The 25,415-nt window shown below is 51.1% G+C and carries 22 protein-coding genes; 12 read left to right on the forward strand and 10 right to left on the reverse strand.

All coding sequences use genetic code 11. The annotated features are described in order from the left end of the window. Window positions 1-39 precede the first annotated feature (39 nt). On the forward strand, window positions 40-1,410 hold the full coding sequence (locus HY913_09630) for a CoA-binding protein (GenBank protein MBI4963523.1): 1,371 nt from the start codon (window positions 40-42) through the stop codon (window positions 1,408-1,410). A 170-nt stretch (window positions 1,411-1,580) separates the two neighbouring features. Here HY913_09630 and HY913_09635 read toward each other — a convergent pair whose 3' ends face one another. The 4 genes from HY913_09635 to HY913_09650 form a co-directional block, all read right to left on the reverse strand. Continuing rightward, on the reverse strand, window positions 1,581-2,867 hold the full coding sequence (locus HY913_09635; GenBank protein ID MBI4963524.1) for a hypothetical protein: 1,287 nt from the start codon (window positions 2,865-2,867) through the stop codon (window positions 1,581-1,583). A 185-nt stretch (window positions 2,868-3,052) separates the two neighbouring features. Then, window positions 3,053-3,865: a peptidoglycan editing factor PgeF gene (gene pgeF / locus HY913_09640; GenBank protein ID MBI4963525.1), complete on the reverse strand. Its 813-nt coding sequence runs from the start codon at window positions 3,863-3,865 to the stop codon at window positions 3,053-3,055. After that, a complete protein-coding gene (locus HY913_09645) occupies window positions 3,862-4,326 on the reverse strand; it encodes an NYN domain-containing protein (GenBank protein ID MBI4963526.1) in 465 nt (154 codons plus the stop codon). Before HY913_09645 ends, pgeF begins: the two co-directional genes overlap by 4 nt. A 7-nt stretch (window positions 4,327-4,333) precedes the next feature. Beyond that, entirely contained in the window at window positions 4,334-4,882 is a 549-nt protein-coding gene (locus tag HY913_09650) for a hypothetical protein (protein ID MBI4963527.1), read from the reverse strand. A 136-nt stretch (window positions 4,883-5,018) separates the two neighbouring features. Here HY913_09650 and fusA point away from each other — a divergent pair, with 136 nt between their 5' ends. After that, window positions 5,019-7,055, forward strand: coding sequence for an elongation factor G (fusA, locus tag HY913_09655; protein ID MBI4963528.1), 2,037 nt, complete (start codon window positions 5,019-5,021; stop codon window positions 7,053-7,055). A gap of 93 nt (window positions 7,056-7,148) precedes the next feature. Here fusA and HY913_09660 read toward each other — a convergent pair whose 3' ends face one another. The 4 genes from HY913_09660 to HY913_09675 all read right to left on the reverse strand — a co-directional run bounded on the left by HY913_09660 (window position 7,149) and on the right by HY913_09675 (window position 10,779). Beyond that, window positions 7,149-8,030, reverse strand: coding sequence for an MBL fold metallo-hydrolase (locus tag HY913_09660; protein ID MBI4963529.1), 882 nt, complete (start codon window positions 8,028-8,030; stop codon window positions 7,149-7,151). Between the two features lie 368 nt (window positions 8,031-8,398). Continuing rightward, complete coding sequence (locus tag HY913_09665; protein ID MBI4963530.1) at window positions 8,399-9,007, reverse strand: hypothetical protein; 609 nt, start codon at window positions 9,005-9,007, stop codon at window positions 8,399-8,401. Between the two features lie 8 nt (window positions 9,008-9,015). Then, window positions 9,016-9,675, reverse strand: coding sequence for a dCMP deaminase family protein (locus tag HY913_09670; GenBank protein MBI4963531.1), 660 nt, complete (start codon window positions 9,673-9,675; stop codon window positions 9,016-9,018). A 78-nt stretch (window positions 9,676-9,753) separates the two neighbouring features. After that, window positions 9,754-10,779, reverse strand: coding sequence for a hypothetical protein (locus HY913_09675; GenBank protein ID MBI4963532.1), 1,026 nt, complete (start codon window positions 10,777-10,779; stop codon window positions 9,754-9,756). A gap of 882 nt (window positions 10,780-11,661) precedes the next feature. Between HY913_09675 and HY913_09680 the strand changes: the two genes are divergently transcribed. Together HY913_09680 and HY913_09685 are read left to right on the forward strand one after the other, a co-directional pair. Next, on the forward strand, window positions 11,662-12,711 hold the full coding sequence (locus tag HY913_09680; protein ID MBI4963533.1) for a hypothetical protein: 1,050 nt from the start codon (window positions 11,662-11,664) through the stop codon (window positions 12,709-12,711). 714 nt (window positions 12,712-13,425) lie between these two features. Further along, a complete protein-coding gene (locus HY913_09685) occupies window positions 13,426-14,100 on the forward strand; it encodes a hypothetical protein (GenBank protein MBI4963534.1) in 675 nt (224 codons plus the stop codon). 20 nt (window positions 14,101-14,120) lie between these two features. On the opposite strand, the gene HY913_09690 is transcribed toward HY913_09685, so the two are convergent. Both HY913_09690 and HY913_09695 read right to left on the reverse strand, forming a co-directional pair. Further along, window positions 14,121-14,972, reverse strand: coding sequence for a TRAM domain-containing protein (locus HY913_09690; GenBank protein MBI4963535.1), 852 nt, complete (start codon window positions 14,970-14,972; stop codon window positions 14,121-14,123). Window positions 14,973-15,173: 201 nt separating this feature from the next. Beyond that, on the reverse strand, window positions 15,174-15,698 hold the full coding sequence (locus tag HY913_09695) for a CarD family transcriptional regulator (protein ID MBI4963536.1): 525 nt from the start codon (window positions 15,696-15,698) through the stop codon (window positions 15,174-15,176). A gap of 275 nt (window positions 15,699-15,973) precedes the next feature. On the opposite strand from HY913_09695, the gene HY913_09700 reads away from it, so the two are divergent. The 8 genes from HY913_09700 (at window position 15,974) to HY913_09735 (ending at window position 25,405) form a co-directional block, all read left to right on the forward strand. Further along, window positions 15,974-16,291 carry a divalent-cation tolerance protein CutA gene (locus HY913_09700; GenBank protein ID MBI4963537.1) on the forward strand — a complete coding sequence of 106 codons (318 nt, stop codon included), beginning with the start codon at window positions 15,974-15,976 and terminating at the stop codon, window positions 16,289-16,291. Then, the gene (gene rsmG, locus HY913_09705) at window positions 16,275-16,958 is read left to right on the forward strand and encodes a 16S rRNA (guanine(527)-N(7))-methyltransferase RsmG (GenBank protein MBI4963538.1); all 684 of its coding nucleotides are present in this window, start codon (window positions 16,275-16,277) and stop codon (window positions 16,956-16,958) included. Before HY913_09700 ends, rsmG begins: the two co-directional genes overlap by 17 nt. A 283-nt stretch (window positions 16,959-17,241) precedes the next feature. Beyond that, window positions 17,242-18,048, forward strand: coding sequence for a ParA family protein (locus tag HY913_09710; GenBank protein ID MBI4963539.1), 807 nt, complete (start codon window positions 17,242-17,244; stop codon window positions 18,046-18,048). Further along, on the forward strand, window positions 17,993-18,892 hold the full coding sequence (locus tag HY913_09715) for a ParB/RepB/Spo0J family partition protein (GenBank protein MBI4963540.1): 900 nt from the start codon (window positions 17,993-17,995) through the stop codon (window positions 18,890-18,892). Before HY913_09710 ends, HY913_09715 begins: the two co-directional genes overlap by 56 nt. A gap of 70 nt (window positions 18,893-18,962) precedes the next feature. Next, on the forward strand, window positions 18,963-20,318 hold the full coding sequence (dnaA, locus tag HY913_09720; protein MBI4963541.1) for a chromosomal replication initiator protein DnaA: 1,356 nt from the start codon (window positions 18,963-18,965) through the stop codon (window positions 20,316-20,318). A 223-nt stretch (window positions 20,319-20,541) separates the two neighbouring features. After that, entirely contained in the window at window positions 20,542-21,636 is a 1,095-nt protein-coding gene (gene dnaN / locus HY913_09725; protein MBI4963542.1) for a DNA polymerase III subunit beta, read from the forward strand. 44 nt (window positions 21,637-21,680) lie between these two features. Further along, entirely contained in the window at window positions 21,681-24,098 is a 2,418-nt protein-coding gene (gyrB, locus tag HY913_09730; protein MBI4963543.1) for a DNA topoisomerase (ATP-hydrolyzing) subunit B, read from the forward strand. Window positions 24,099-24,172: 74 nt separating this feature from the next. Further along, entirely contained in the window at window positions 24,173-25,405 is a 1,233-nt protein-coding gene (locus HY913_09735) for an O-antigen ligase family protein (GenBank protein MBI4963544.1), read from the forward strand. Window positions 25,406-25,415 lie beyond the last annotated feature (10 nt).

The raw sequence follows: 25,415 nt of genomic DNA on the forward strand, positions 1-25,415 counted from the left end.
CCTCGAGGCCTTGATTAGCCAATAGAATGAAGGTGGCTGATGGATTCGGCTTTTCGCAAGCGATTGGACAGAATGTTTTCCCCGCGCTCCGTTGCTGTAATAGGCGCTGGAGCCAGCCCCGACAAAGTGGGGCACGCTATAATGGATAGTTTGGTTACCGGGGGGTTTCCAGGCCCGATCTATCCCGTGCATCCGCGGCATGAGCGCATTCTGGGGCTGAAGGTTTACCCCGACCTGGACCATTTGCCGGAGGTCCCTGACCTGGCTGTGGTAGCGTTGAATCAGCAGTCGACGGTTAAGGCCACCGCGCGATTGCGAGAAATGGGCGTCAGTGGCGTCAGTGTAATTGCCGGCGGATATTCGGAAATGGGCAGTGACGGGGCCAAGCTTCAGGAAGCATTGAAAGACGCGGCCGGCGACATGCCTATGGTTGGGCCCAATACTTTGGGGTTCCTCAATGCTCGGGCAAAGCTAAATGTTACCTTTTATCCGAGAGTATTGCATCCGGGGACGGTGTCTTTCCTCAGCCAGAGCGGAGGCATCGGACTAGGCATAAAAGGCCGAGCGGACGACGAGGGGTTGGGGCTCGCCAAATGGGTAGGAGTCGGCAACCGGGTGAACCTGGAATTTGATACTTTGCTGGAATACCTCAAAGATGATCCTGAAACACGGGTCATTGGCATTTTTACCGAAGGGTCCGCTGATCCGAGGGCCTTCGTGAAGCAGGTGGCGACAATCACTCCCGAAAAGCCCGTTATCGTGTACAAAGGCGGTTTGGGAGACGACGCGGATAGGGTTACGGTAACCCACACCGGAGCGGCCGCGGGTTCCGCTCGCATATGGGAAGGCGCTTTACGACAAGCCGGCGCGCATATGGTGTCTTCCATCGACGAGATGGTGGCTGTGTGCAAAGGCCTGTCCGTGGGCAAAGTCCCCCGCGGAAAAAGGCTCGGGATCTTCACTCATACCGCCGGTCCAAGCATCGTGGCGTGGGACATGCTCAGCAAAGAGCCTGGTTGCGTCCTTGCCGAACTGACTCCAGCCACGATCCAACGCATCGCTGACATACTCGGCCCCACTGTCCCGGTAGTTTACAAGAACCCGGTGGACGGCGCAGCGGGGGCCTTCCTCACTGAGCCGTTCCACGACATCGCGGAAGCCCTGCTTGCCGATCCGTCGGTGGACGCCTTGCTGGCGATCTTCTGTGAACACAAAAACTGGGCCTATCCCTCCCAAGCACTCATCGAACTGGCCGCGCAATACCCACAGCCAATCATCGCGTGCTTTATCGGCACAATCCAAAAAATCGGACCAGACCGCGCCCGACTCCATGAAGCAGGTGTCCCCACATACGTCCTCCCCGAAGACGCAGCCCTCGGCCTCGCAGCCCTGCTCCGCAGGGTGCGGTGAAGAAGAGGGGAAAGGAAGAAGAAGAGAGTGGAAGAAAGAGAGAGAATGCTGGGGGAAACTTTTTTGCAAAAAAGTTTCCCCCAGCACCCCCCTTCCAAAAACTCTTGTATCTTATTGTAATAGGCTTGGCACATGAACGTGAGGGAGCGGTTTCAACGGGATATGTTGGCTCATTTCGGGCTGGGAAAGACAACTTCCTTGCCTTTAGTCTCCAGGATTGCCTTTCTGCAACCGAGCTTGAAGTCCTCCTCTTCGGGATTCTCTAGAATCTTCACAACCGCCTTGAACAACTCAGCAGTCGTCAAGAGACCAAATTGTTTTCGCTCTGCTGCTTTCCGAGCTTTCTCCGTAAACGGCTCTCCTCTCTGATCTAAGGGCACCAGTCTAAAGGGATTGCCTATTAGTACTCCGTGGGAATAGTCTCCGCGTTCGTTGAAATCTTCGTCGACTACGCGCGAAAGCTGGTCGATTTTGTCAACATTAATCGGCTTCCTGTCTTTGCCTTCGACTTCGGCCAAGGCCCGACCTTCATTGGACTCCATGACTACATCATGCTCCATGTCGTCTTGCCTGAACCTGTCAGCCGCGAACCCCATCAGATTTAATGCGCGTAACACCACTTCTTCCAGCGAGCGCCCCTGTTCATAAAGAAGCCCTCTAAACTCGGCTAGTTCATTCTTGTCCTCGGTCAAGGCACCCAACTTGGCCTCAATCAGGGCACGCTCTTTTTCCACAGATTCGATACTTGCGAGGATTTCAGCCTCTCCCGGAACAAGAAAGGACTTAGTCCAATCTGGTGCTGGGGTCCGGAAATTGTCTGTCAAATACGGCCGCGCTCCCTCTACTAATACGTTAATTAATTTCACGGGGTCGACATACTCAAGAGAGCGTGGGAGGAACACTATTCTTCCCCGGTGAACTTTCCATGTGAAGCCCACGAAATTCCCTGCCTTATTTTTCAAGAATACTTCGCCGATGATCTTCGCCCCCGTAGTGAGGCAGGCTTCATAAACCAATTGCTTCTGAAAAGCCCTAAAGTATGCGGCGAAGGGATGATTAGCTTCCACAAGATCAATTGCATATCCGCGACCCGGTACTAAAGCAGTAGTCAGATTCTCCGTGAACTGCGATTGAGGTAACCAGTCATAGTTGGTAGCGCGAAAAGGGCCTGGGGAATGCAAGTCCGGGTATGGGGGTTCCTTCGAGCGCTGGGTTTCATACGGCAATAGATAGGTGCACACAAGCTTGCCCCTCATCAGTAAGCCTTCCACTTCCTTGCGTCTACGTTCTAAGATAGATTTCGCCTGGAAGCCACCAAGTCGAAATAGATCTGTCAGGGCGGGAGGAGCTATGACTAGGATGTCAGCATCTGCCCATGTATGTTCATCCTCGAACGCAGTGTTCAAAACATCCTCGGAATGAATCGTCCATTCTGCTGCGACAATGCGAAATTTCATAGCTGCCTCTTAAGCCGTCCTTCCAACTACAAAATCGGGGTATTCTCACGCTGCAAATAACTTTAGCATAATATAGGAGTTTTTGGGGGAGGGGTCCGGGGAGGCCCCTTTTTGCAAAAAGGGGCCTCCCCGGAAAATCCCTTCTTCTCTTCTCCTCCTCCCTTTCCCTCTCTCCTCCTCCAGACCTACCCTCGGAAGCCTACCACGGCTATATGTCTGCCGGAATTGGCGCCGTCGCGGCGGTGGGAGAAGAAGAGGTCTTTGTGGCAAGCTGTGCAAAGATCCGCGACATGGATGTTTTTTTGGGGAACACCCATTTCGGTCAGTTCGAACCGGTTCGCGGCGGACAGGTCCAAATGGTACGATGTCGTCGATCTAGGACTTGAGTTGTGTTCGCTGATAAAACGCTCCGCATCGGGGAAACTCTTACGGAAGGGTTTCAGAACTGCATCGTCCACTTCGTAGCAGCATGGGCCGATGCCGGGCCCTATCCCGACCAGGAGTTGGGAGGGATCTGAGTGGAACGTGGCTCCCATAAACTCCAGGGTTTTGCGCGTAATTCTCAATATTGTCCCTCGCCAGCCCGCGTGGACTGCGGCCGCGATTTTTCGGACAGGGTCGAGTATCAGTATGGGGACGCAATCTGCAGTCTTTACCGCGGGGAAGATGTCGGGTGTGGCCGTCACTATTGCGTCGGCCTGCGAAGGCATATCGAGCGGCGCGTCTACCATCTGAATGTGGTCCCCGTGTACCTGGCGGCAAGTCACTATTCTCTGAGGATCAATTCCGATATGTTTGCCAAGAATCGCGAAGTTGCTCCTAACATTTTCCTGTGAATCGCCTTGGCTGGCGGAGAAGTTCAGGGAATCGAAAGGCTCGGGGGACTGACCGCCTTGCCTCAAGGAAAAGGCCATGACAGCTCCAAACGATTCCGCGGCCGAAACGGCAAGCGCTATTTGGTTTTCTTGCACCTTGGATAGGGACACGTCTATGTTCAATTCTTGTCAGACCGCTTGAAGAAGTCGAGCCAATCGTCAATGTCAATATGTTCCGTTTGCATCGGTTTCGTCGGACTCATCGCGGCCGCTTCCTCCAATAGTTTCCGGAATTGTCCTGACGGCATGACTCGCGCCCCCTGGTGAGCGACGAAGCCACCCAAAGCCTTGTCAGACGAAACGAGAATCAAATCGCGTTTGTTAGTGGATTTTTTTACCAGGTCTTTTATTCGGGAATCAGCGTCAGAACCGGGGTGGGCATAGAGTATCTTGACGCTTTTGTATTTTGATCCTTCCGGAAATTCCGCGTCCTGCGGGCCGTCGAAAACCACCGTGACCTTTGCCTTCCGGACCGCGAGGAATTTCGCAAGGCTGTGGATCAAGTTCCTCCTGGCTGCAACTTTGTCCTTGTGCCAACCTATTGTCTGAGCCATCACGTTGTTGCCATCGATGAGATACGGCATCGGGCCTTCACTCTCTCACAAACGCGAAATACACCACCAGAAGAGCGAGTATGCCCATTGCAGCAATAAAAGTAATAAGCTCCGTCAGGTTGCTCGAGTCCCTGGGATAAAAATAGTGAAATATGACGGCGGAACCCATCAATCCACCGAGGGCAAGCGTCAAAAACTTCTTGCGTCGCAGGATGGCATAAATAAAAAGGGCAACGCAAAGACCTATAAAGACCGGGTGAAAGATCAATTCACCAGGGCCGGTCACGCCAAGAAGCTTGTTTATTGCCTCGAAGAAATTAGCCATAGTCTGCATGATTTCAACCTCTGCAAAACGACTGTGTTGGTGACCCTGGACTTTATCATGTCCTGAACGAGAAAGGCAAATAATATCCAGTCCGTAACCCGCTTGACAAGATTCAAATAAGATGCGAAAAATAGACCTGTTTTTTTCAGAGACACTCGAACCTGCGCTGTTGCAAACTTCTTCCGGCTCAATTCCCCGTTCCAGGCCAGTGAACATGCAACCGTGACGTGAAAGAGGTAGACAGGCAGGCTCTGCAATCACTTGCTATCCGAAGAGCGTTCAGGGACAGTTCCGACAGAGGAGTCTATTGTCAAGACGCCTTTTTTCGGAAACTTGCCACGACTTAATATTGTCTTGAAGCCCTTTACCGGGGCTCCACAAAGCCGTTGGAGATATCGTGGCGCAGAATATTTCAAAAATCAGAAACATAGGCATCACTGCTCATATTGACGCAGGCAAGACAACGCTTACCGAGCGGATCCTGTTCTATACAAAGAAAATCCACAGAATAGGCGAAGTGGACGAAGGGTCCGCTACTATGGATTACATGCCCCAGGAGCAAGAACGGGGCATCACCATAACCTCCGCGGCCACCTTTTTCACCTGGAAGGGCTACGACGTTCATCTCATAGATACCCCGGGGCATGTGGATTTCACCATCGAAGTTGAACGGTCTTTGCGCGTTCTGGACGGAGTGGTGGCTTTGTTGTGCGGCGTGGCGGGGGTGCAGCCTCAAACGGAAACAGTTTGGCATCAGGCTGAACGATACTCCGTACCAAGAATCGTCTTCGTCAACAAGCTGGACCGTCTCGGCGCGAACTTTCATCGGGCCCTGGAGATGATGAGGGAACGCCTCGGGGCAAATCCCGTGCCTGTTCAAATTCCCATGATGATCGGCGATGATTTTCTCGGGGTCGTGGATCTGATCCGTATGAGGGGAATTATTTGGGATCAGGCTTCCCAGGGTGCAGAATTCGAGTACATAGACATACCGGATCAATTCATGGATGAAGCCCTCAGCGCCAGAAAATTTATGCTCGAATCAGCCGCGGAAATGGATGAAGAGCTTTTGGAGCATTATCTCGACCACGATGACCTGGACGAAAAGCAAATTATCGAGGGGTTGAGGAAGGGGACCATCACAAATCGGATCGTGCCGACGCTTTGCGGTTCCGCTTTGAGGAACCAGGGGGTTCAGCCGGTCATTGATGCGGTCCTCGATTTCCTGCCTTCACCGTTGGACGTCCCACCGATTGTGGGAATCAACCCGCAGACGGGCGAAGAGGAGCAACGGGCCCCTAAAGCAAAGGAGCCTTTATGCGCCTTCTCTTTCAAGGTCATCATGGATCAAGGGCGCAAAGCCACTTACCTGCGCGTCTACTCGGGTGAGCTGGAAGCTGAAAAGGAGATATATAACGCGTCCAGAGGAATTCGGGAAAGGCTGGCAAGGCTCTTTCTCATGCACGCCAACAAGCGGGAGAAAATCAAGTCCGCGTCTGCCGGGAGCATTGTCCTGGCCGTTGGGCTCAAAGAAACCAAAACCGGCGACACCCTCACCGAACCGTCGGCGCCTCTGATTCTTGAGGCGATCGATATGTACAAGCCGGTGATTTCCATAGCCATTGAGCCCAAGACTCGCGGAGATCAGGAGAAGCTCCTCTCTTGCCTGGAAAGAATCATGGCCGAGGACCCCTCTTTTGATTTTAGAGAAAATGAGGAAACCGGACAGCTCCTTATTTCAGGAATGGGTGAACTTCATCTGGAAATAATTCTGGACCGGCTGAGCCGCGAATATAATGTGGAAGTCCAGACAGGCAAGCCGCAGGTGGTCTTTAAAGAAACCGTCCGCGCGGCTGCACAGGCTCATGTGATTTTTGATCGGGATATTCACGATGTCCGACAGTTCGGTGAGGTGACCGTCAGCGTGCAACCCGCAGCCAGAGGCGAAGGCTTTGCCTTCGGAATTTCACCGGGTTTGGATACTGAGGCTGTGTCTTCCGAACTGATTAATTACGTGGAGCAGGGTGTGCGCGAGGCTGCCTGGTCAGGCGTGCTGTCAGGGAACGAAGTTGTTGACGTAAAGGTCACCTTGGACGCTGTGGGACCTGACCTGGCGAGCATGACCGGGCTCGGCCTGAAGGTCGCCGCGTCCCAAGCATGCAAGGAAGCTTGTGAAAAAGCGTCGCCGGTGCTCCTGGAACCGTTCATGAATGTGGAAGTGGTGGTCCCTGAAGAATTCGTCGGCGAGGTCATCGCGGACCTGAACAGCAGGCACGGCAGGCTGGAAAACGTTTCTCCGCGAGGTAAGACCTCGGTCTTGAGAGCTATCGTGCCCCTAATCACGATGTTCGGGTATTCCACATCCCTTCGATCCATCACCCAGGGTCGAGGGATTTTCACCATGCAATATTCCCACTACGACGCGAAGGTCTAGTGTGTTGCGGTTTTCCCGCGGGCCGCAGGAATGACGGGGTGGCGTGCCCGCAAACCGAACAAGAATTAGGGCTATCCTCATATATTCAGCCTTCTAAGCCAGGCTGTACAGCGAGTCGTTGGACACTACTATCCCCTTTCTCATGAACCGTTCCAGATGCTTTCCCATCAGGGCTCGCTCCCCGAAGTCAAAGAAGCTCGCGGGCTCCCGCTTGCGGCCATAGATGATTCGAGCATCGACTACGTCGGAAATGCTCCGTGGTTCCTTCAGAAGATCGAGAAGCTTTTCGTCACGTTGATTGATGACGTGGAGATAGCGGTCCCAGAGTTCACCCGGTTCCTCTCGGTATACTCCGTGTTCATGTCCTGTTATCCAGACCTTGGCGGTAATTGTCCGCAGATGATTCACCGAAGCAATCGTGTCGTCGATGTCTGAATCCCGGTCGCCGTACCAAGGCCCGAATTTGGACAAATCATAGTCACCGAGGAACAACACCTCGTGTTCCGGGAACAAGAGCGCGCAATGGCCGGGGGTGTGGCCGGGCGTCGGGATCACCTCGACCTTGACTCCGCCCAGATCCATTACCCCTTGTCCGTTGAACACCCGGCTGGGTTTGCGAGCCCTGAAGCGGAAAACCTTTAATATGACAGGTTCCGAGCCCTGCCGTTCCTCCGCGGTCATGCCGTACGCGTCAAAAAGCGCATCCAGGCTGGCGAGCGGCGGAGCGTCCGCCTCTGAAATCCACAGCTCTTTTTCCTCAAACAGATCCAGGTCCTTGAAGTGATCTTCGTGCCAGTGTGATAGCCACACAGCATCTACTCCCGGTCCGTCACGAAGCTCGATGAGCCTGTTTCTGTCGGATGCCGGATCGACAAGGACCTTCCGATCAGCCTCGATGTAGAGCGAATGGCAATGTGGATACTTCCCGGAATTGCTGCCCGGAACGAACCGTATTGGTCCGAAGGTTTGTTCCATCGAATGAACTCCTCAACGAGAGCTGTCAGCTCTTGATATGATTCCTTTGGCGGTCATACCAGCGCCCGCCGGTGTGGCGATGATGACTGTGGCGTGACTTATACCGATTGCCAAAAGTAATGTCCGTTTGGCCACGAGATGATCAGTCTGGTTTTCAGGCCGTATCGACGGCGCCTCCTTTGCCAGAGCGTCATAACGCCCGTCGTTCCCGCGAAAGCGGGAACCCAGGAAATCCCGCGAGACGCGGGACTGGATTCCTGCTGCCGCAGGAATGACGGAATGGGGTGCCTGCAAATCGGACAAAAATTATGGCAACTGCTATATGGGATTCTATTTAAGTCAGCAGCATTGGCTTATCCGGCCACTCTTCAGGACTTATTGAAAAATGGTCTGGGGCCGCCCACATTGCTGAAGGCTGAGTTAAAATTCCTGTAAAGCGCGTGATAATTCTCAATCCGATGCCATTTTTTCAAATATCCCGGAGGGAGGTCGTCCCTTTCCTCTATATGGTTCCATCCTCCGGGCACCGGATAGGCGTAATACGGCAGATCCTTGGGAATGCCACGGACGAGGACTACCTGGGGTATAACCCATTCACGTAGGGCCATGTACACTCGGTGCATCCCGTCATTCACTATGAAATGTACGGTGCCGTCTTTCTCTATTGACTCTTCCACGATGGGCGGCAAGAGATCCACCGGTTCGTCGTAACCATCCAGAGTGAGCCTCACGAATCCGTCAAGCCGGAATATGTCCACCCCATGCTCTTCCAGGGCCCACTTCAGTTCTCGGACCTTTTTCAACTCTTCCCGCAGAATATAGTTCTGCGGTGGCGAAAGGCTTGTAATGGATATGTGTTCAACCGAAATAAAAGCCTTGCCGTACACCTTTATCTCAGGGGCTTTCAGCATGGTGACTTCCCTGAGCCTCTCGATCAGGGCATCCACCGGGAATCTTTCCACCGCGACGATTTTCATGACTTGTCCTATAATTTCAGCTTCCGCACCTTTGGCGATTTACTTCTCGGTTCGTCAGGGGCTTCCTGACCCAAAAGGGTAGCCAAAGCCCCAGCGTCCAGGCTCCCTTCTTCGTCCGGCGAGGTGGCAGTCATCTGGCGAGCCGAGGAGCCATGAAGCACTTCGATCACCATTTTCAGCGCTTCTTCGGACACCGAGACCTGTTCGAAGACTTCGAGGCCTTCGTGGGATTGCATGATTCTTCTCCAGTACAGGTCGAAATCCTTGTTCCGGGAATCATAAGGTTCCTCGAAGTATATCTCCTTGATGCCCGCCTGAATGAGCTGCTTGAAACACCAGTTGCAAGGTTCGAGGGTGCAATAGAGCGCGGATCCGTCCAAGGAAATCCCGAACCGCGCGGCCTGGTCGATCGCGTTAACCTCTGCGTGGCTTGAAATGCAATAGTTATATTTCTCTGCATCGTGTGCGCCGATGGAACGCCTCAGGCAAAAGTCCGGCCCCTGGTCGATACAATGAGGCGCGCCATGAACCGCTCCGTTATATCCTGTGGACAATATCCTGTTATTTCTGACTATAACCGCGCCGATTTTCCTCGAATTGCAGGTGGATCGGACACTCACCAGTTTGGCCAGCATCATGAAGTATTCGTGCCAAGATGGCCTATTCATTCTGTTTTTACCCCTGAGCGGAGGAAACTTGTGGGGAGCACTTTTACCGTAAGCTTTCCCCTGTAGACTCCCTGGGCCTCAAAGCGGTTGTACCAGGTTCCTAATTCTACCCGATTCCACATCGTTGATAAACGTCTCTCCAAGGACTTCGCTGGTTTCTGATATCTCGTCCCATCTCCTGATCCTCTCCACGGGATCGTTCACGAATTTCTTGAAATCATTCCGATCCGGAAGGCGCCGGTCCGGGAGAAGTTTGATAAAGTCCGGACCCGGGTATACTTGAAGAACGTTCGTTAACGTAGCTCTCGGCGGTGTTCTCCATTTTAGCGGCTTGTCGAACCAGCCAGGTATTATCCTTTCCTGGTAATGGAAAAACAAGGTCAGACCACCGTCACCGGGACAATAGTCCTGGTTGAGCTGGTAATCGGTGAGCCCCCCGTCGCGGTAAACACCGGCTGGAGCCTCGGATATGTTCTGCACTCCGGCCACCACGTACGGGAGACTCCCCGTGGCCAGCGCTGCCTTCTGTATGTTGCGCGCACTCAACTTCACCGCTTCCCCCCGGAAGGAGCTGTTGAGAAATCTCGGCTTCTCGGGGCCCGAGAAGAACACCACCCTTTTAAAGAAGCGCTCCACCCCGGAGGGAGAGAGGACATTCAGCAGAGCGCCCGCGATTAGGGCCACTCCCTGGATCTTTTGATTTTCAGACGCGCCCGGGCCGTGACCTCGAACCGTGTGCACTGCAAGATCGAACATGGGGTGATTAACGATAAACTCCCCATCCTGGGGACTGAGGAAATCCTCCACGTTTTGGGCAAGGGCCCGGCCGACGGTTATGGGGGTGTCCGCGGCCGTGAAGATGTTGCGAGAGTAGGCTACTCGAAGCTTTTCGTGAGCTTCAAGTGGTTCCCGGCAAGCCATGGTTATGCATCTCCACGCCCCCGCAGATGCGCCTGCAAGGATGACCCTTCCCGCTGATCTGCCAAGTAGGCCTGCACTAATCAAAGCTCTATCAAAGCCCACCGAGACGAACCATTTCGGCCCCCCTGCAGGACCAACAAAAACCCTAATTCTGGTAGGGTCCAGCCCTTCGTCTCTTATCATCTCCAGTATCCCCGGGCCGGCCCTATAGTGGAGGTACGCGCTCATGAGTCGGAGAAGATATCACTGGCGGTTGTGGATGCCAAGGGCTGGGCGGTTCCGGCATATCCGTACGACTTATTGTGTTATATCGTGGTATTACCTTTATAACCGTGGCGTTGCATTAATCATGTTCTAGTTTTTTTGATTAACATTGCTGAATTAAGGTTGATTTTTTTCTTGACAATGAATCGGCAATGAGTAATTGAACGAAAACAGATAGTTTCACTGGGAGGAAGGGTATGTTGAGAAGTAATCCTTTCATACCACTGTTTTATCTAAAATTTCCTCTATAACATGGCAATAGGCCGGATTTTCCAGCACTTAGGCTTCGCGGCCAGGATGAAGCCCGGAGACGGCTAAGAGCTTTGGGGGCGCCGCGCTGAACAACGCGTGACCCGAATCTCTCCCAGACTCGAGCGGCCCCATATCCAATCCGCCCGGCAGTTCCGGCCGGCTTAGGTGCCAAAAGAGAATTCCGCCGCCATGTTCCGACGATTGGTGGGATGGGCTGAACCGCCGTTAAATCGCGTGGCCCGTGACCGGGGGGGGAGGTACGCGCGCTCAAGTGCGCGTACGCGTCCCGGACTGGGTTGAGCTTCGCGGCAGGTTCGGCTTCAATTGAATTGCTTTGCCTTAAAAAACAGTTTATTAGTTTCTAATTATTATATATTACTTTAATAAATTAAAATAATATGTTTACATTGATATCTTAATCCTTCTAAAATAAGTATATTCTCGAAACAAAATCAAACTATTTGGAATATTATCGTTTTTTTTCTTGACACAATTCCGAAAAACATATTTAAGCGATCACAGTTAGTTCGAGCTGGGAGGAAGGGTCAGATGAGAAGAAACCCTTGTACGCTACTGGTATGCATAGCATTTTCACTTCTGAGCTTAAACGCTCTCGCCTCACAATCTGATAAATCCATCAATGTGATTATCAGCCCGTCTACGGTCACTGCACAAGGTGGAATTCCCGCGGAGTACAATGGCGACGGCCCGGTTTTCACTCAAGCTTCGGCTCGGAGGCACCCGGCCGCGCGGACCTACGCACCGGCTCCGTTGTCGAAGCCGGTGGTAAAGTGCAAGCCGCCTGCCTGCCCTGTGGGTGTCCCCTGCGGTCCCAAGCCTGCTCCGCCGTGCATTCTGCCCAAGCGAATGATGGGCCAGTGGGAGTTCGGTATTCAGGCGTTTTTTGCCACAACAGGCGGTACTGTGCAGTCGCCTGCTTTGGTATTCGGGCTGCCTGCGTCAGAAGTCGATTTCGATACTGACTTGGGCCTTCCCGTGCATCAAATCCTCTGGGAATACAAAGGGAAATTCCAGTTCCGTCCAAGCTGGGCCGTTTTCTATTCGATAATGCCCATACACCTGGAGGCTAATAACATAGCTCCTCGCACCTTATATATAGGGCAGCAGACAATAATCCAGGGCGCACCGATCAAGACTACGTGGGACTTTGTCTATCAGAGGGTCGGGCTGGTGTATCAACCGTATTTCGGCTGCAATACCAATGTCTCGATCTCCGCGAGCTGGGTGTTCAACGATCAACAATTTAAGCTGGGCAACGGGATTTGCGCCGGCTCATGCGCAACCGTGAATCGGACGAGGAACATGGTTATGACCGGTATAGGGATTGAGAAATGCATTCGCACTCTCTGCAACGGCGCCACGCTGTCCTGCGACAGCAAAGTCGATATTGGTTTTCTCGACGGCGTGTTTGCTCTGGATGTCGAACCTGGAATGCGATTCAGCATTCCTCTGAATTGCGGTCGCTGGGGCTATATAAGAGGCGGATACCGTTACCTGAACTTCAAAGAGGATAGAGACGACCTTCGGCTGGATACGGTTATGCAAGGCGGATACGCTGAAATGGGACTCATCTTTTAGTTAGCGGCTAGTTTTGAATGGCGCCGGAGGCTGGATGTCCTAAACACCATACAGGGGCTTTGACGACCCTACCTTGACTGAATGTCCACTCTCAAGGAATGACGGGTTTGAAAAGCCTCCCCCTACCGGCGCCATTCCTTCTTTACCTCAACTCCAGAAAAACGAAAAGCCCGAAAACGGCTGAAATCAGCCGCCCCTTTCTGGGCTTTTCACTGAAGACGAAAGGGTATGTTGAGAAGTAACTCCCTACTATCATAATTTTCTCGTCGGGCAAGCACTTTTTTTCGTAACCGGCCAAAAAACTGCTATAATAATAACCTTTTAATACTAGCCATGTTAGAGCAATAATTTCATCCTGTTTGTTGATTTACGATACATTTTTCCAATTTATCTCGTTTTTACCGCGGTGCACTCCGGACTGAACCGTCAGGGTTCAAGACAATAACCATTTCGCTTTCATGCGAATAGAGATGGCGGGCACCTGCCGGCCATTTCCACCATCATCCGTTTGATCACGCCCTGGTATTCGCCGGGCACATACAAAATTGTAAAGATCTGCCTAGAGTCTTGTCCTCACTCCTTTCTCCGGCCGGTCTTCCTGGTCTGATAAAAAAAGGCCTGATATCAAGGTATTTACAAAAAAACCTGAATGTGATATATTTGGTGAATCGCGCGGCCTATCCGCGCGTTGAAGAAAAACAAGGAGGCGCAGGGATGATCGTCAATGATAATGAGGTGCGACGTCCCGAACTAAGGGGCCCGCGAAACGGAGCAGGATGGACAAGTCTCCATTCCTGGATATTTCTTGCAATTGTGGCCCTGGGCTTATTGGTAATTGCCGCGCAGAATCGATATCATTACCTGAGCCCTCAAGGGCTTGGCAAAGCCTATCGAATAGACAAGGTCTTTGGCGGAATTCAGGAATTCGACCCCGGTAAGGGATGGATTACAGCGCAGCTTCAATCCATGGGGCCGCCGCAGGGTCTCTCCATGATGGAGCCGCCGTCTATGGGTTCTCAAGCTGTTCCCATGACCGGGGGAATTCCCCCCTCGACCGATCTCATGCAGCCGGGTGTAGCAAAAGAGGATATTGACGCAAGTCGCGGCCAGCGTCCTCAGCTTCAAGCTAAGGAAGCGCCGGCGATGAGCAAAGAAGACCGGTTCAAGGCCTTTCAGAGAGCCTTTCCGGAATTTGGTCAGGACGAATTTCAGTTGGCCGATGATGACCTGTACCCATTCTGGAAAAAGACTGAGGCCCCCAACGGCACCTGGCCGGAATTCCTGGGTATGTACAGGGAATTCATTCAGTGGTGGGCTGACGCGGGATCACCACCCGAACCGGGTTTCAAACTCTGGAAAGATTTTCGCTCGGCTAAAGGTAAGAGGTAAGAGGTAAGAGCAGAATCGTCTCATGCTTTGACAACGGCAAAAATCATTCGTCCGGCTGTGGTTTGGAGGACACTGGTGACAGTGACCTCCATTGTCTTTCCCATGTATTTCCTGCCGTTGTCTATCACGACCATGGTTCCGTCATCCAGGTAGGCCACCCCTTGAGCGTGTTCCTTCCCTTCTTTGATGATTTGCACCTTCATGGTTTCGCCGGGAAGGACTATGGGTTTGAGAGCGTTTGCCAGTTGGTTTATGTTTAGGACCGGGATGGAATGCACTTCTGCCACTTTGTTCAGATTGAAGTCATTGGTCAAAATGGCATGACCCCGCTCTTTTGCCATGGTTATTAGCTTTTGATCCACTTCCTTGACAGACGGATAATCTGTATCGTCAATTATTATCTTTACAAAAGCCTGCTTCTGAATTTTGTTCAGTATATCCAGGCCCCGGCGGCCTCGGGTCCTCTTGGTGGATTCCGAGGAATCGGCAATGGCCTGGAGTTCCTTCAGCACGAATTGAGGAATTATCAAGTTGCCGTCCAGGAACCCTGTTTCACAGACATCGGCAATGCGGCCGTCAATAATTACCGAAGTATCCAGGATCCCGATCGTCTGCTCCCGCCTTGTACTGCGAGAGTCTCCTTTTCTCGTGAACTCCTTGGCTTTTGACGATCCCAATTGCAGGCCAACGAGGCAAAAAGTCACCATTACAAGGGCATAGATTGCCAATGACACCTCGGGCTGCTGGATATTCTGTGACAGGCCGGAGTAAACCAAGATGCCGAGAATGGCCCCTGTCATGATTCCGATGGTTCCGCCGACTATCGTACGCGCGTCGAGCCTCAACCATATTCGGAGTAGGTGTAAAGCCATCAAACCGACCAGGAGGCCTACGAGAGCTGAAAACAAAGTCGCCGCAGGGCTGCCCGATGAAAAAAAGCCGGTGATCCCCCCAAGGAAAACACACGAAAACAAAAGGAAACCCGCTAACAGGTAATGAGGCCTCAATGGAGGATCCTTTCAACTAGATGAAGGAAAGAGAAAGAGAAGCCCGACAGGAGAGTCTGATCAGATCTAATCCTCATCGGGGGGTCTGGAAGGAATCGATTTTGTGAAAATTTGATTGATAGTACGCTCTATCTCGCTCGCGTCGATCCTCTTTGCAATAGAGAGTTCGTTTATCAGCCAAGATCTAGCTTGATCGAAGAGCTTGCGTTCGCCGTGGGAGAGGTCCTTGGTTTCCTTAAGCAAGCACAGGTCCCTGTATACTTCTGCTGCCTTAAAGATACTGCCGGTCCTCATTTTTTCCTGATATTCGCGATGTCTTCTATTCCAAGTCTGAGAATCGGTTTTCATCCCTCTGGTTCTCAGAATTTCTATTACCCTGGGGACTTCTTCCTCGTCTACAATCGGGCGCACCCCGTTGGCCTCTGCTTTGGCCACGGGAAGTATTATCAACGGTCTCCTGTTGGAACCTCTAATCTCTGCCTCTAAAATATAGCATAGCTGTTGAGAGTCCCCTATCCTCTCCTTTTTGATACCGGTAATTCGTGCTACCCCGTGGTTGGGATAAACTACTACGTCTCCGACCTTGAACATTTTCCCCTGCTCCCTTCCATTGGACGGTTCAAGTTCCTCGATCGGCTCAAGTGCACTGATTAATTGCGCCCCCCACCTAGCCTATCGAATAAAAAGGGATTTCTCCTCTCAAGGAATTCTCACCCTCCTTGTTGGGCTTGAGTTTAAGCGACGGAGAGGATAGAATTCGCGCTTGTCCCGAACGCGACCTAAGCCTAGGTCCGCCCCCCAGGGACGGGCGAAGGATATACAACCGGTTGTGGTTTGTCAACAAAAAAGCACAATATGGAGTGAATATGGGTCCATACATCGTATGCCTTGTTACTATTGATGATATGGATAAGGCCTCGCGAATTGCACGAAAAGTTGTTGAAAGTAAATTGGCGGCCTGCGTTAATATCATACCGGAATTACGATCAATTTATAGCTGGCAAGGCCGCATCTGCGACGAACGCGAATATCTGATGATCGTAAAAACGCGAGCCGAACTGTTTGATCAACTCCGCGATACTGTTAAGCAACTCCATCCCTATGAGGTGCCGGAAATTATCGCGCTGGACATTACCCAAGGGTTGCCAGAGTACCTGAAATGGATCGATGATTCAACCACCTGATAAGCTCGATCCCGCCTACGTGCTTGCCGAGGGGACTCGTATTTTACAGCTCCAGCTGACCCCCGAAGCATTCGAAGCAATCTTTGTATATATCGATCTTCTTCTCCAATGGCGTAAACGGGCTCGTCTTACCTCATTGGACGATCCGGTAAGAATAGCCATTTTTCATTTTCTCGATTCTCTGACCGTCTTCAAGGTCCTTCCGCGCGGTCATGGATTTAGTTTGCTGGACATAGGCACCGGCGCGGGCTTCCCCGGAATCGTTATGAGCATCGCGGACCCGACCCTGGAAGTCACTCTTATGGACCGAGATGTCAGAAAGATTGTCTTTTTGAAGTACGCGGTCAAGGAGCTAAGGCTTACGCGCGTCAAATTCCTGAATGTACAGCTCCGGGAATTGCTCGCTAATCCGCCGGAATCAGGCTTCAATTTTATGGTATCTCGCGCTTTCTCCTCCGATGCCGTCCTGATGGATAACCTGGTCCCTTTGATTTCCGCCGGAGGTTCTCTGGTCAGAATGGCCGGCCCTGCCTCGCTCAGGGACGATTTCTCTCTGAAGAAATATGTTTTGACCGATTCCTGGGAAGGAGTTTTACCTTTTTCCAACCGGTTTCGCAGGGTCCTGCGGTACACCGTCAGGCAATCTACTCAGGCTTCTCGGGAATAGATCGTGTCCTTACGTCCGCTGGCTTTGCCGACGCTGTAGACACATGGGCGCCGGCCGTAGCCTCAGGATGCCGCGGGGAATTGTCTTTGGGAGGAGTGAGACGACGAAGCAATCTCAAGGCTCGAATGCGGGGACTGCTTCGCTTCGATCACAATGACGGTCCTTCCCCCGTCGGCACGAGAATGATCGCTTCCTTTGAAGAATTTAAATTGGTTGTCAAGCGATTTTGTGATATGAGGGTCAGCCGGGGAATTAAAACACTACATATTGTGGGTCACTCACTATGGGACGCGTAATCTGCGTATGCAATCAAAAGGGTGGGGTGGGAAAAACCACCACCGCGGTTAACCTCGCCTCATGCCTCGCTCTCGCCGAAAAGCGTACCCTGCTCATTGACATGGATCCTCAGGCAAATGCGTCGAGCGGCCTGGGAATTCGTCTCGCTCAGGGGGAGCCTTCGGTTTACGACCTGCTTCTTTCCAGGGAGACTCATCAGCGGGTCGTGAGGGAAACCTTACTGGAATATTTGCAGATTCTACCGTCTTCTCAAGACCTTATTGGAGCCGAGATAGAGTTCGTGGGTCTGCAAGGCCGGGAACGGATGCTTCTCTCGGCAATTGTCGATATAACCAACTACTATGATTATATCTTTATAGACTGTCCCCCTTCGTTGGGGTTTTTGACCCTTAACGCTCTTGTGGCCGCGGATTCTGTTTTGGTTCCCATTCAGTGCGAGTATTATGCCTTAGAAGGGGTCGGGAATCTTTTGAAGACCATACGGCGGGTACAGTCCGCGTTCAATCATTCATTGCACATAGAGGGATTCCTCCTGACTATGTTTGATCCCCGCAATAATCTTAGTCATCAGGTAGTAGAGGATGTGCAGAAAAACTTGGCCTCCCAGGTTTTTGCGACCATAATCCCGAGAAATGTCAGATTGTCTGAATCTCCCAGTTTCGGCCAACCGGTGGTGCTTTATGACATCACTTCCAGAGGGGCCGTCAGCTACCTTTCCCTATCAAAGGAGATCATGGATGCAGAAGGTGATCGAAAATCCAAAGAGGCGTACTGCTTTGGGGCAGGGTCTTGATGCCCTGATTCCTCTTGACGAGCCGGCAGTTCGCAAGGGATCCGAGCGCGGTATAACCTATTTGCCCATTGATTCCCTTCTGGCTAATCCTCATCAGCCCCGGAGACTCTTCGCAGAGGAATCCCTCGCGGATCTGAGTCAGTCCATAAAAGAGCGCGGGGTGATTCAGCCATTAATAGTAAGACCTGCGGATGGCGGGGCCCATGAGATAGTGGCTGGCGAACGTCGTTGGCGCGCGGCCAGGATGGCCGGGTTCACGACCATCCCGGTAATCGTTCGGTCAATGTCCGACTCGGAATCACTCGAAATAGCTTTGGTGGAGAATCTTCAACGAGAAGACCTGAACCCGCTCGACACAGCGGAGGCCTACGAGACTTTGATAAAGAAGTTTTCGTACACCCACGAGGTGTTGGCGCAGCGAATGGGCAAGGACCGAACTAATATTACCAATTATCTTAGGCTATTAAGGCTTCCAGATCCCATAAAGGACGACCTGCGCCAAGACCGTCTGTCAATGGGGCACGCAAGAACCCTTCTAGCGATAGATCATCTGCCTACCCAGTTGAACCTCTCGCGAAGAGTAGTAAATCGGAAACTATCTGTCCGGGATCTTGAGAGAATAGTTCAAAACTACAAAGTCAAACAGGAGAGCAAGGAGAAAACCGCGTCTCCCAAGGATCACGCTCTGGCTGCATTGGAAACCGGGTTGTCCCGGCATCTCTCAACAAAAGTTGTCATACGAACAAAGCAAGGTAATTCCGGCAGGTTGGAAATATTTTTTCATTCCAGGGAAGAGCTTGAGCGGCTCCTTGAGTCGCTTGGTTATTCTGAAGATTTTTCTTGAAATTCGGGGTCTCGCGTGCTACCCTTTGCTTCGCATATCATATTAAAAACATTAGGAATTATTAGAAACAATGGACGCAATCTGGCCGCGTTGCATGGACGTGCTACGGTCCAAGGTCAACGAACACACAATGTCTACTTGGATAGAGCCCATCGTATGCGAAGACGTTTCTGAAGGGAAAATCACGCTTTCGGTTCCCAATAATTTCTTCGTGGCTTGGCTAAAGGACAACCACCTTAAATTAATACGTGAATCAATACTCGAAGTTACCGGAAATGATTATGAACTTTATTTCAAGTCCCGGGACGACTTCGCTCGGCGGACCGCTCAGGATGGTCTCAGCGGAGCGGGAAATCTCATGCTTCAGGCTACGTCGCCCTCGGTAATCTCCGATGAATTTGCGCTTAAGCACAATTTAAACCCTCGATATACCTTCGATAGCTTTGTAGTTGGCAGCTACAATCGGTTTGCGCATGCCGCTGCTCTGTCTGTTTCCGAGAATCTAGGAGGCAACTACAATCCTTTTTTTATTTTTGGTGGAGTTGGCCTCGGAAAGACCCACTTATTAAGCTCCATTGGATATACTGTCCTGTCCAGGGACAGGAACAAGCGGATCTCCTTTGCCACCTCGGAAGAGTTCACCAACGAGATGATCAATGCATTGCGTTTTGACCGGATGGTGGATTTTCGCAATAAATACAGAAATGTAGACCTGCTGATGATCGATGACATCCAGTTCCTGGCGGGCAAAGAACGGACTCAGGAGGAGTTTTTTCATACCTTCAACAGCATATACGAGGCCAGAAAGCAAATAGTGATAACCTCCGACAGATTTCCCAATGAAATATCGGACATGGAACATAGACTGCGTTCTCGTTTCAGTTGGGGCCTGGTCGCTGATATGGGGACACCGGATCTGGAAACTAAGGTAGCTATTCTAAAAAGAAAGGCCTTTGAGGACTCTTTGGAGTTGCCGGATGAAGTGGCTTATTTCCTGGCCGAGCAGGTTGATTCAAATATTCGGGATCTTGTCGGATACTTGATTCGGGTTATTGCCATGAGCACCCTTCAAGGTATACCCCTGACCAAGGAATTGGCGCAGCTCGCCTTGAGGGAGATCCTGCACAGGCACGCTAAAGCTATCACCATAGATGACATCATCTCCCACGCAGCTAAGGCTTTCAACATAAAGCCGGCAGACATCAAATCCAAGAAGAAGCACAAACAGTTTTCCCTTCCCAGGCAGGTGGCGATGTATCTGGCCAGAGAACTGACCGAGCTTTCATACCCGGAGATCGGAGCGGCTATGGGAGGCAAAGACCACTCCACAGTCATATATGGCACCAGGAAAGTTGAAAAAAAAATGGAGCAGGATCATTCGCTCAGGAACATGGTGGAAGGACTGAAGAAGAATCTGCGAGAATGAATGTCCCAGGGGAATAGCTGTGGAAATCCTGTTCACAAGAGGTGAGTCATTTGACCCTTCTTTGTTGTCAACAGGTTGACGGTCAATCTATCCACGCGAATTCCAGTGCCTCGGTCGGCTTGGGAGGGTGTTTCCAGCCCCCATTTCACAAATTCACAGCCCTTACTGCGACTACTTTATTTTAAATTATCTTTTTATTAATAACAGAACAAAGGAGTTCTTCATGCTTTTTGAAATAGAACGAGACGCTTTGGTCGAGGGGCTGTCCAAAACAGTGCCCATAACGGAGAAAAGATCGCCTTTGCCAATTTTATCGCAGATCCTCATGGACTCGAACAATGCTGAACTCGTCCTCACTGCCACCGATCTGGAAGTCGGGTTGCAGATGAGGTATAATTGTGATGTTAAGGAAGCGGGGTCAGTGACGGTCCCAGCGAAAAAAATATATGAGATAGTCAGGGAATTGCCTTCAGGACCGCTTTCGGTACACCTCATCGAGGGAAGTAGAGTCAAGATCGTATCGGGACGAAGCGAATTCCATCTGGCCGGCATGGACCCGTCGGATTATCCGGCCTGGCCAGCCTTTGACGATATAGAGACAGCGCCTATCCAAGCGGCCACTCTGACACATATGATAGACAAGACCATTTTCGCTTCATCCAGTGATGATTCCAGGTTCAATCTCAACGGGGTCCTTTTCGAACAGGCTGAAGATACGACGCGACTGGTAGCCACGGACGGGCATCGTCTGGCAATGATCAACCAGAAGATAGCCGTGCCCTTCACGTCCAAGGTTCTAGTGCCCAAGAAAGGGCTTCAGGAGTTGCGGAGATTGTTGGAAAACCTGAAGGACGAGATCTCTATGGGGTTCGAGAAGAAAAATCTGTTCGTGAAAACGGATCAGTTTATGATGACGGTTCGGCTTATTGACGGCGACTATCCGGATTATCGAAAAGTAATCCCAGAAGCGGGCGATAGAGTGGTCAAGGCGAACCGCGTCAATATGACGCAGAGTCTTAGAAAAGTGGCTGTCTTGACTTCGGAACGCAATAGGGGCATAAATGTTCAAGTGAATCCGGGAAGCCTGGAGGTCACGGCAACTCATCCGGATCTGGGTACGGCTAGAGACATCATTGAAGTGGATTACCAGGGGGAGGGTTTTGAGGTCATAGTTAATGTGACTTATTTGATGGAATCTCTGGCTGCGGTAGATACAGACATCGTATCTATTGAATATCACAAGGAAGGCGCTCCTATTGTTATTCGTCCTGATCCTGCCAAAGAATACTTCAATCTGGTAATGCCTATGCGCAAGTAGCCTTGCAATTGCCACCAACCAAATAGATAAGGGAATCAACGAAGGTGCAAGACCAACATTACGGCGCTGAACAAATAAAAGTGCTGGAGGGCTTGGAAGCGGTCCGCAATACGCCTGGAATGTACATTGGCAATACAGGCTCGGAAGGACTGCACCAATTAGTCTGGGAAGTCATAGACAATGCAGTGGACGAGGCCCTGGCCGGATATTGTCAGAATATTTCCGTGACCGTTCATCTGGATTCGTCTGTGACAATAGAAGACGACGGCCGGGGCATACCCACGGAAGTCCATCCGACTGAAGGAATCCCCGCGGCCGAAGTAGTAATGACAATGCTTCACGCAGGCGGCAAGTTCGATAGCAATACCTACAAGGTCTCCGGCGGACTCCACGGGGTAGGGGTTTCGGTGGTCAATGCCTTGTCGGAAGTGCTCAAATTAGAGATCCGCCGGGGAGGCCAGGCGTTTAAACAAATCTACCGGAGAGGCAAGAAAGATACGGAGCTTGAGGTCACCGGAACCACTAAGAGAAACGGTACGAAGATAACCTTCAAGGCGGATGAACAGATATTCGGTGGTACCGAATTGATCTATGAGATAATATCTGCAAGGCTGCGTGAGCTGGCCTTCCTCAATAAAGGGTTGAGGATAAGTTACGAGGATGAACGCTCGCAAAAACCGCCGGTAGAGTTTGAATACGAAGGAGGAATTGTTTCATTCGTCGAGCATCTGAACCGGGCTAAAAAGACCATGGAAACCAAACCAATTTATATCTTCGGGGAAAAGGATAATAATTTTGTCGAGTGTGCCATACAATATAATGACGGTTACTCTGAAACGGTCTTTACGTACTGCAACAATATAAATACTTTTGAGGGAGGCACTCACCTTTCGGGATTCAGGGCCGCGCTTACGAGGACGGTCAATCAATATGCCAGCGCTAAAGGCCTCCTGAAAAACGGCAAGACTCAACTCAGTGTATCCGGAGAAGACCTGAGAGAAGGCCTCACAGCGGTCTTGAGCGTACGTATGCTCAATCCCCAGTTCGACAGTCAGACCAAGTCGAAATTGGGCAATATGGACATAAAGGGAATAGTAGAGCAACTCATAAACGAAAAGCTTTCTGAATATCTGGAAGAGAACCCACAGACAGCCAAATGGATCATTCACAAGGCTATGGAAGCCAGCAGGGCAAGAGAAGCCGCTCGCAAAGCCCGAGAATTGACTCGGAGGAAAAGCGCCCTGGAAATGTCTTCTTTGCCCGGAAAGCTGGCAGACTGTCAGGAGAGGGACCCGGCAGGAGCAGAGTTGTTCATCGTGGAAGGCGAGTCAGCCGGAGGATCGGCTAAACAAGGTCGAGATCGTAAAACCCAAGCTATTCTACCACTTAAGGGCAAAATTCTAAACGTGGAAAAAGCCCGTTTCGATAAGATAGTGCAGAGCCAAGAAATACGAACACTAATCACGGCCTTGGGAACCGGTATCGGCGAAGAAGATTTTGACATTTCAAAGATCCGGTATCACAAGGTAATCATTATGACCGACGCGGATGTGGACGGATCGCATATTCGAACTCTCATAATGACTTTCTTCTTCCGGCAGATGAAGGAAGTAATTAACCGAGGTTATTTGTATTTCGCGCAGCCGCCGCTTTTCAAGGTAAAAAAGGGCAAGCAAGAATTCTACGTGAAGGATGAGAGTTCCCTGGATGACATAATACTCAATAAGGGGATCGAGAATCTTAAAATCCGGACAAAAGAAGGGGAAGTACTCGAAGGAGCGCAGCTCATTAACACCGTCAAAAGCCTGATGCGAATGGAAAAAATCCTGGACGTGTTTGAACGAAAGAACATGGAGCGACTGGTGCTGAAGGCCTTTGTGCGGGAGGGCTTGAGTCCGGATTCCTTTGACGACTATGAGCGATCCGCGCAGTTAGCTCAGCGCATTCTAAGACGGATAGAGACGACCTACCCCGAGCTTCTTCCAGTCAACGTGAATATAATCAAAGATGAGGAAGAGTCCAAATACTGTATCGAAGTTATGTCTCATCGCAACGGGTTGAGCCGTAGAACCGTCATTGATTTCGATCTGACGGAATCCCCGTCATTCGGTGAAATAGCATCTGTCATGCAAAAGGTTTCTTCCGTCGGTGAACCGCCATTTGGACTTCAGATAGATGATAAGACTCTGCAAGTACCATCTTTCTCCGGATTGGTAGATGTTATAATTGAGCACGGCCGCAAGAACCTCAACATACAAAGGTACAAAGGCTTGGGCGAAATGAATGCAGAGCAGTTGTGGGAAACCACCATGAACCCCGAGAACAGGAAGATTCTGCAGGTGGCCATCGAAGATGCGGTCAAGGCAGATGAGATTTTTTCAACCCTGATGGGGGATCAGGTGGAACCGCGGCGGGAATTTATAGAGAAGAACGCGCTAAATGTAGTGAACCTTGATTACTAAGACAATTTGTGATAACTCGCCTCATGTCTTTTGAAAGGTCTTTTAGGACTTGCATATAAAAGACACGGGGAAAAATGAGCTTAGCAGAGAAAGCAGCCTGGTCTTTCTTCTTCCTGACCTGTGTTGCAGTCGCCTTCGTACAACCTTATCTCTTCACCGTCTTTGGACATGAAGCCGATGTTTACGGAGGCCTGTTATGCGCGGTTAGCCTAATAACCGCGCTCGCGGCAGCACGTAGCAAAGGAGTAGCTCTCAAACCGTCCCACTTGACCGTGTCCTTTATTCTTTTGCTGCTGGCGATAATCAGTGGCGCATTCAGTTCTACCCCACTTTCTTCCTCGGCAAGGTCTTTCTTCCTAATGTCCTCTGGGCTGGGGGGATTTTGGTGTTCGCAGATATTGCTGCGTAACGAAGTCGGAAAACGGGTGTTCATGTGGCTTTGTGTGGGCATCCTGGTGGGTTTCCTCGCAATCAGTTTGCTCACCTATTTTGTGTGGGGAAAGACCATACATTATTTGATTGATCCTAATCCCAGGACACTTATCAATCGCATTCTGCTTCTTTCTCTCGGGCCGATTGCCATGATCGGCACACGGAAGCCGGTAACCGTCATTCTGGGTATCCTGCTGGTCTGTTTGAGTTACGTTGCCTTGTTGCTGGATGCCATCGGGTTTAACCGGTTCATCCACACAATGTCGATAATTTTGTTGGTAGCGTGGCTTCTGGTAGCGGTCTTCGGCCGGTGGACCAAATTGCAGCTCGCGCTGGTATTGTGCAGTGGAGTTGTGGTGTTTATTACGGCCGTGTATGTCTTTAGTCCTATTCAGTCGAAATTGCATACCATCATGAATGATAACCGGACCAAGTACAGACTGGAGAACTATGAATATTCATGGCATATCGTCAAACAGCATCCGGTGATAGGAATAGGGTTGGAGACACCACTAAGCCAGTTTCTGTGGAATTACGATTCAAAGCTTACTCGCTGGCCCAACCGCCAATTTTTTTACGACATGGTAAAGCAAATTAATAGTCCCGATAATATGTACCTGGCGTTTATGGTGTACCTCGGGTTGCCGTTTCTCCTTTTGTATCTTTGCGCCTTGCTGGGCATGCTTTGGAAGCTCTTGAGGATCGCGTGGCGGCCGCCGCCCGGTTTCGGGTTCCATCCACTGGCGATCCTCATCCCCGTGGTCGCTTCGACAATGCATTTCGTTGATTTGGATGCACTATTGTATGGCGACATCAATTGGTATTTTCATGTGTTGCTGGGCCTTGTTCCAGCCTACGGCGGTTCGAGCAAGTAGGCATGAAGAA

The sequence above is a fragment of the Desulfomonile tiedjei genome, from assembly GCA_016212925.1.
GTDB lineage: Bacteria > Desulfobacterota > Desulfomonilia > Desulfomonilales > Desulfomonilaceae > JACRDF01.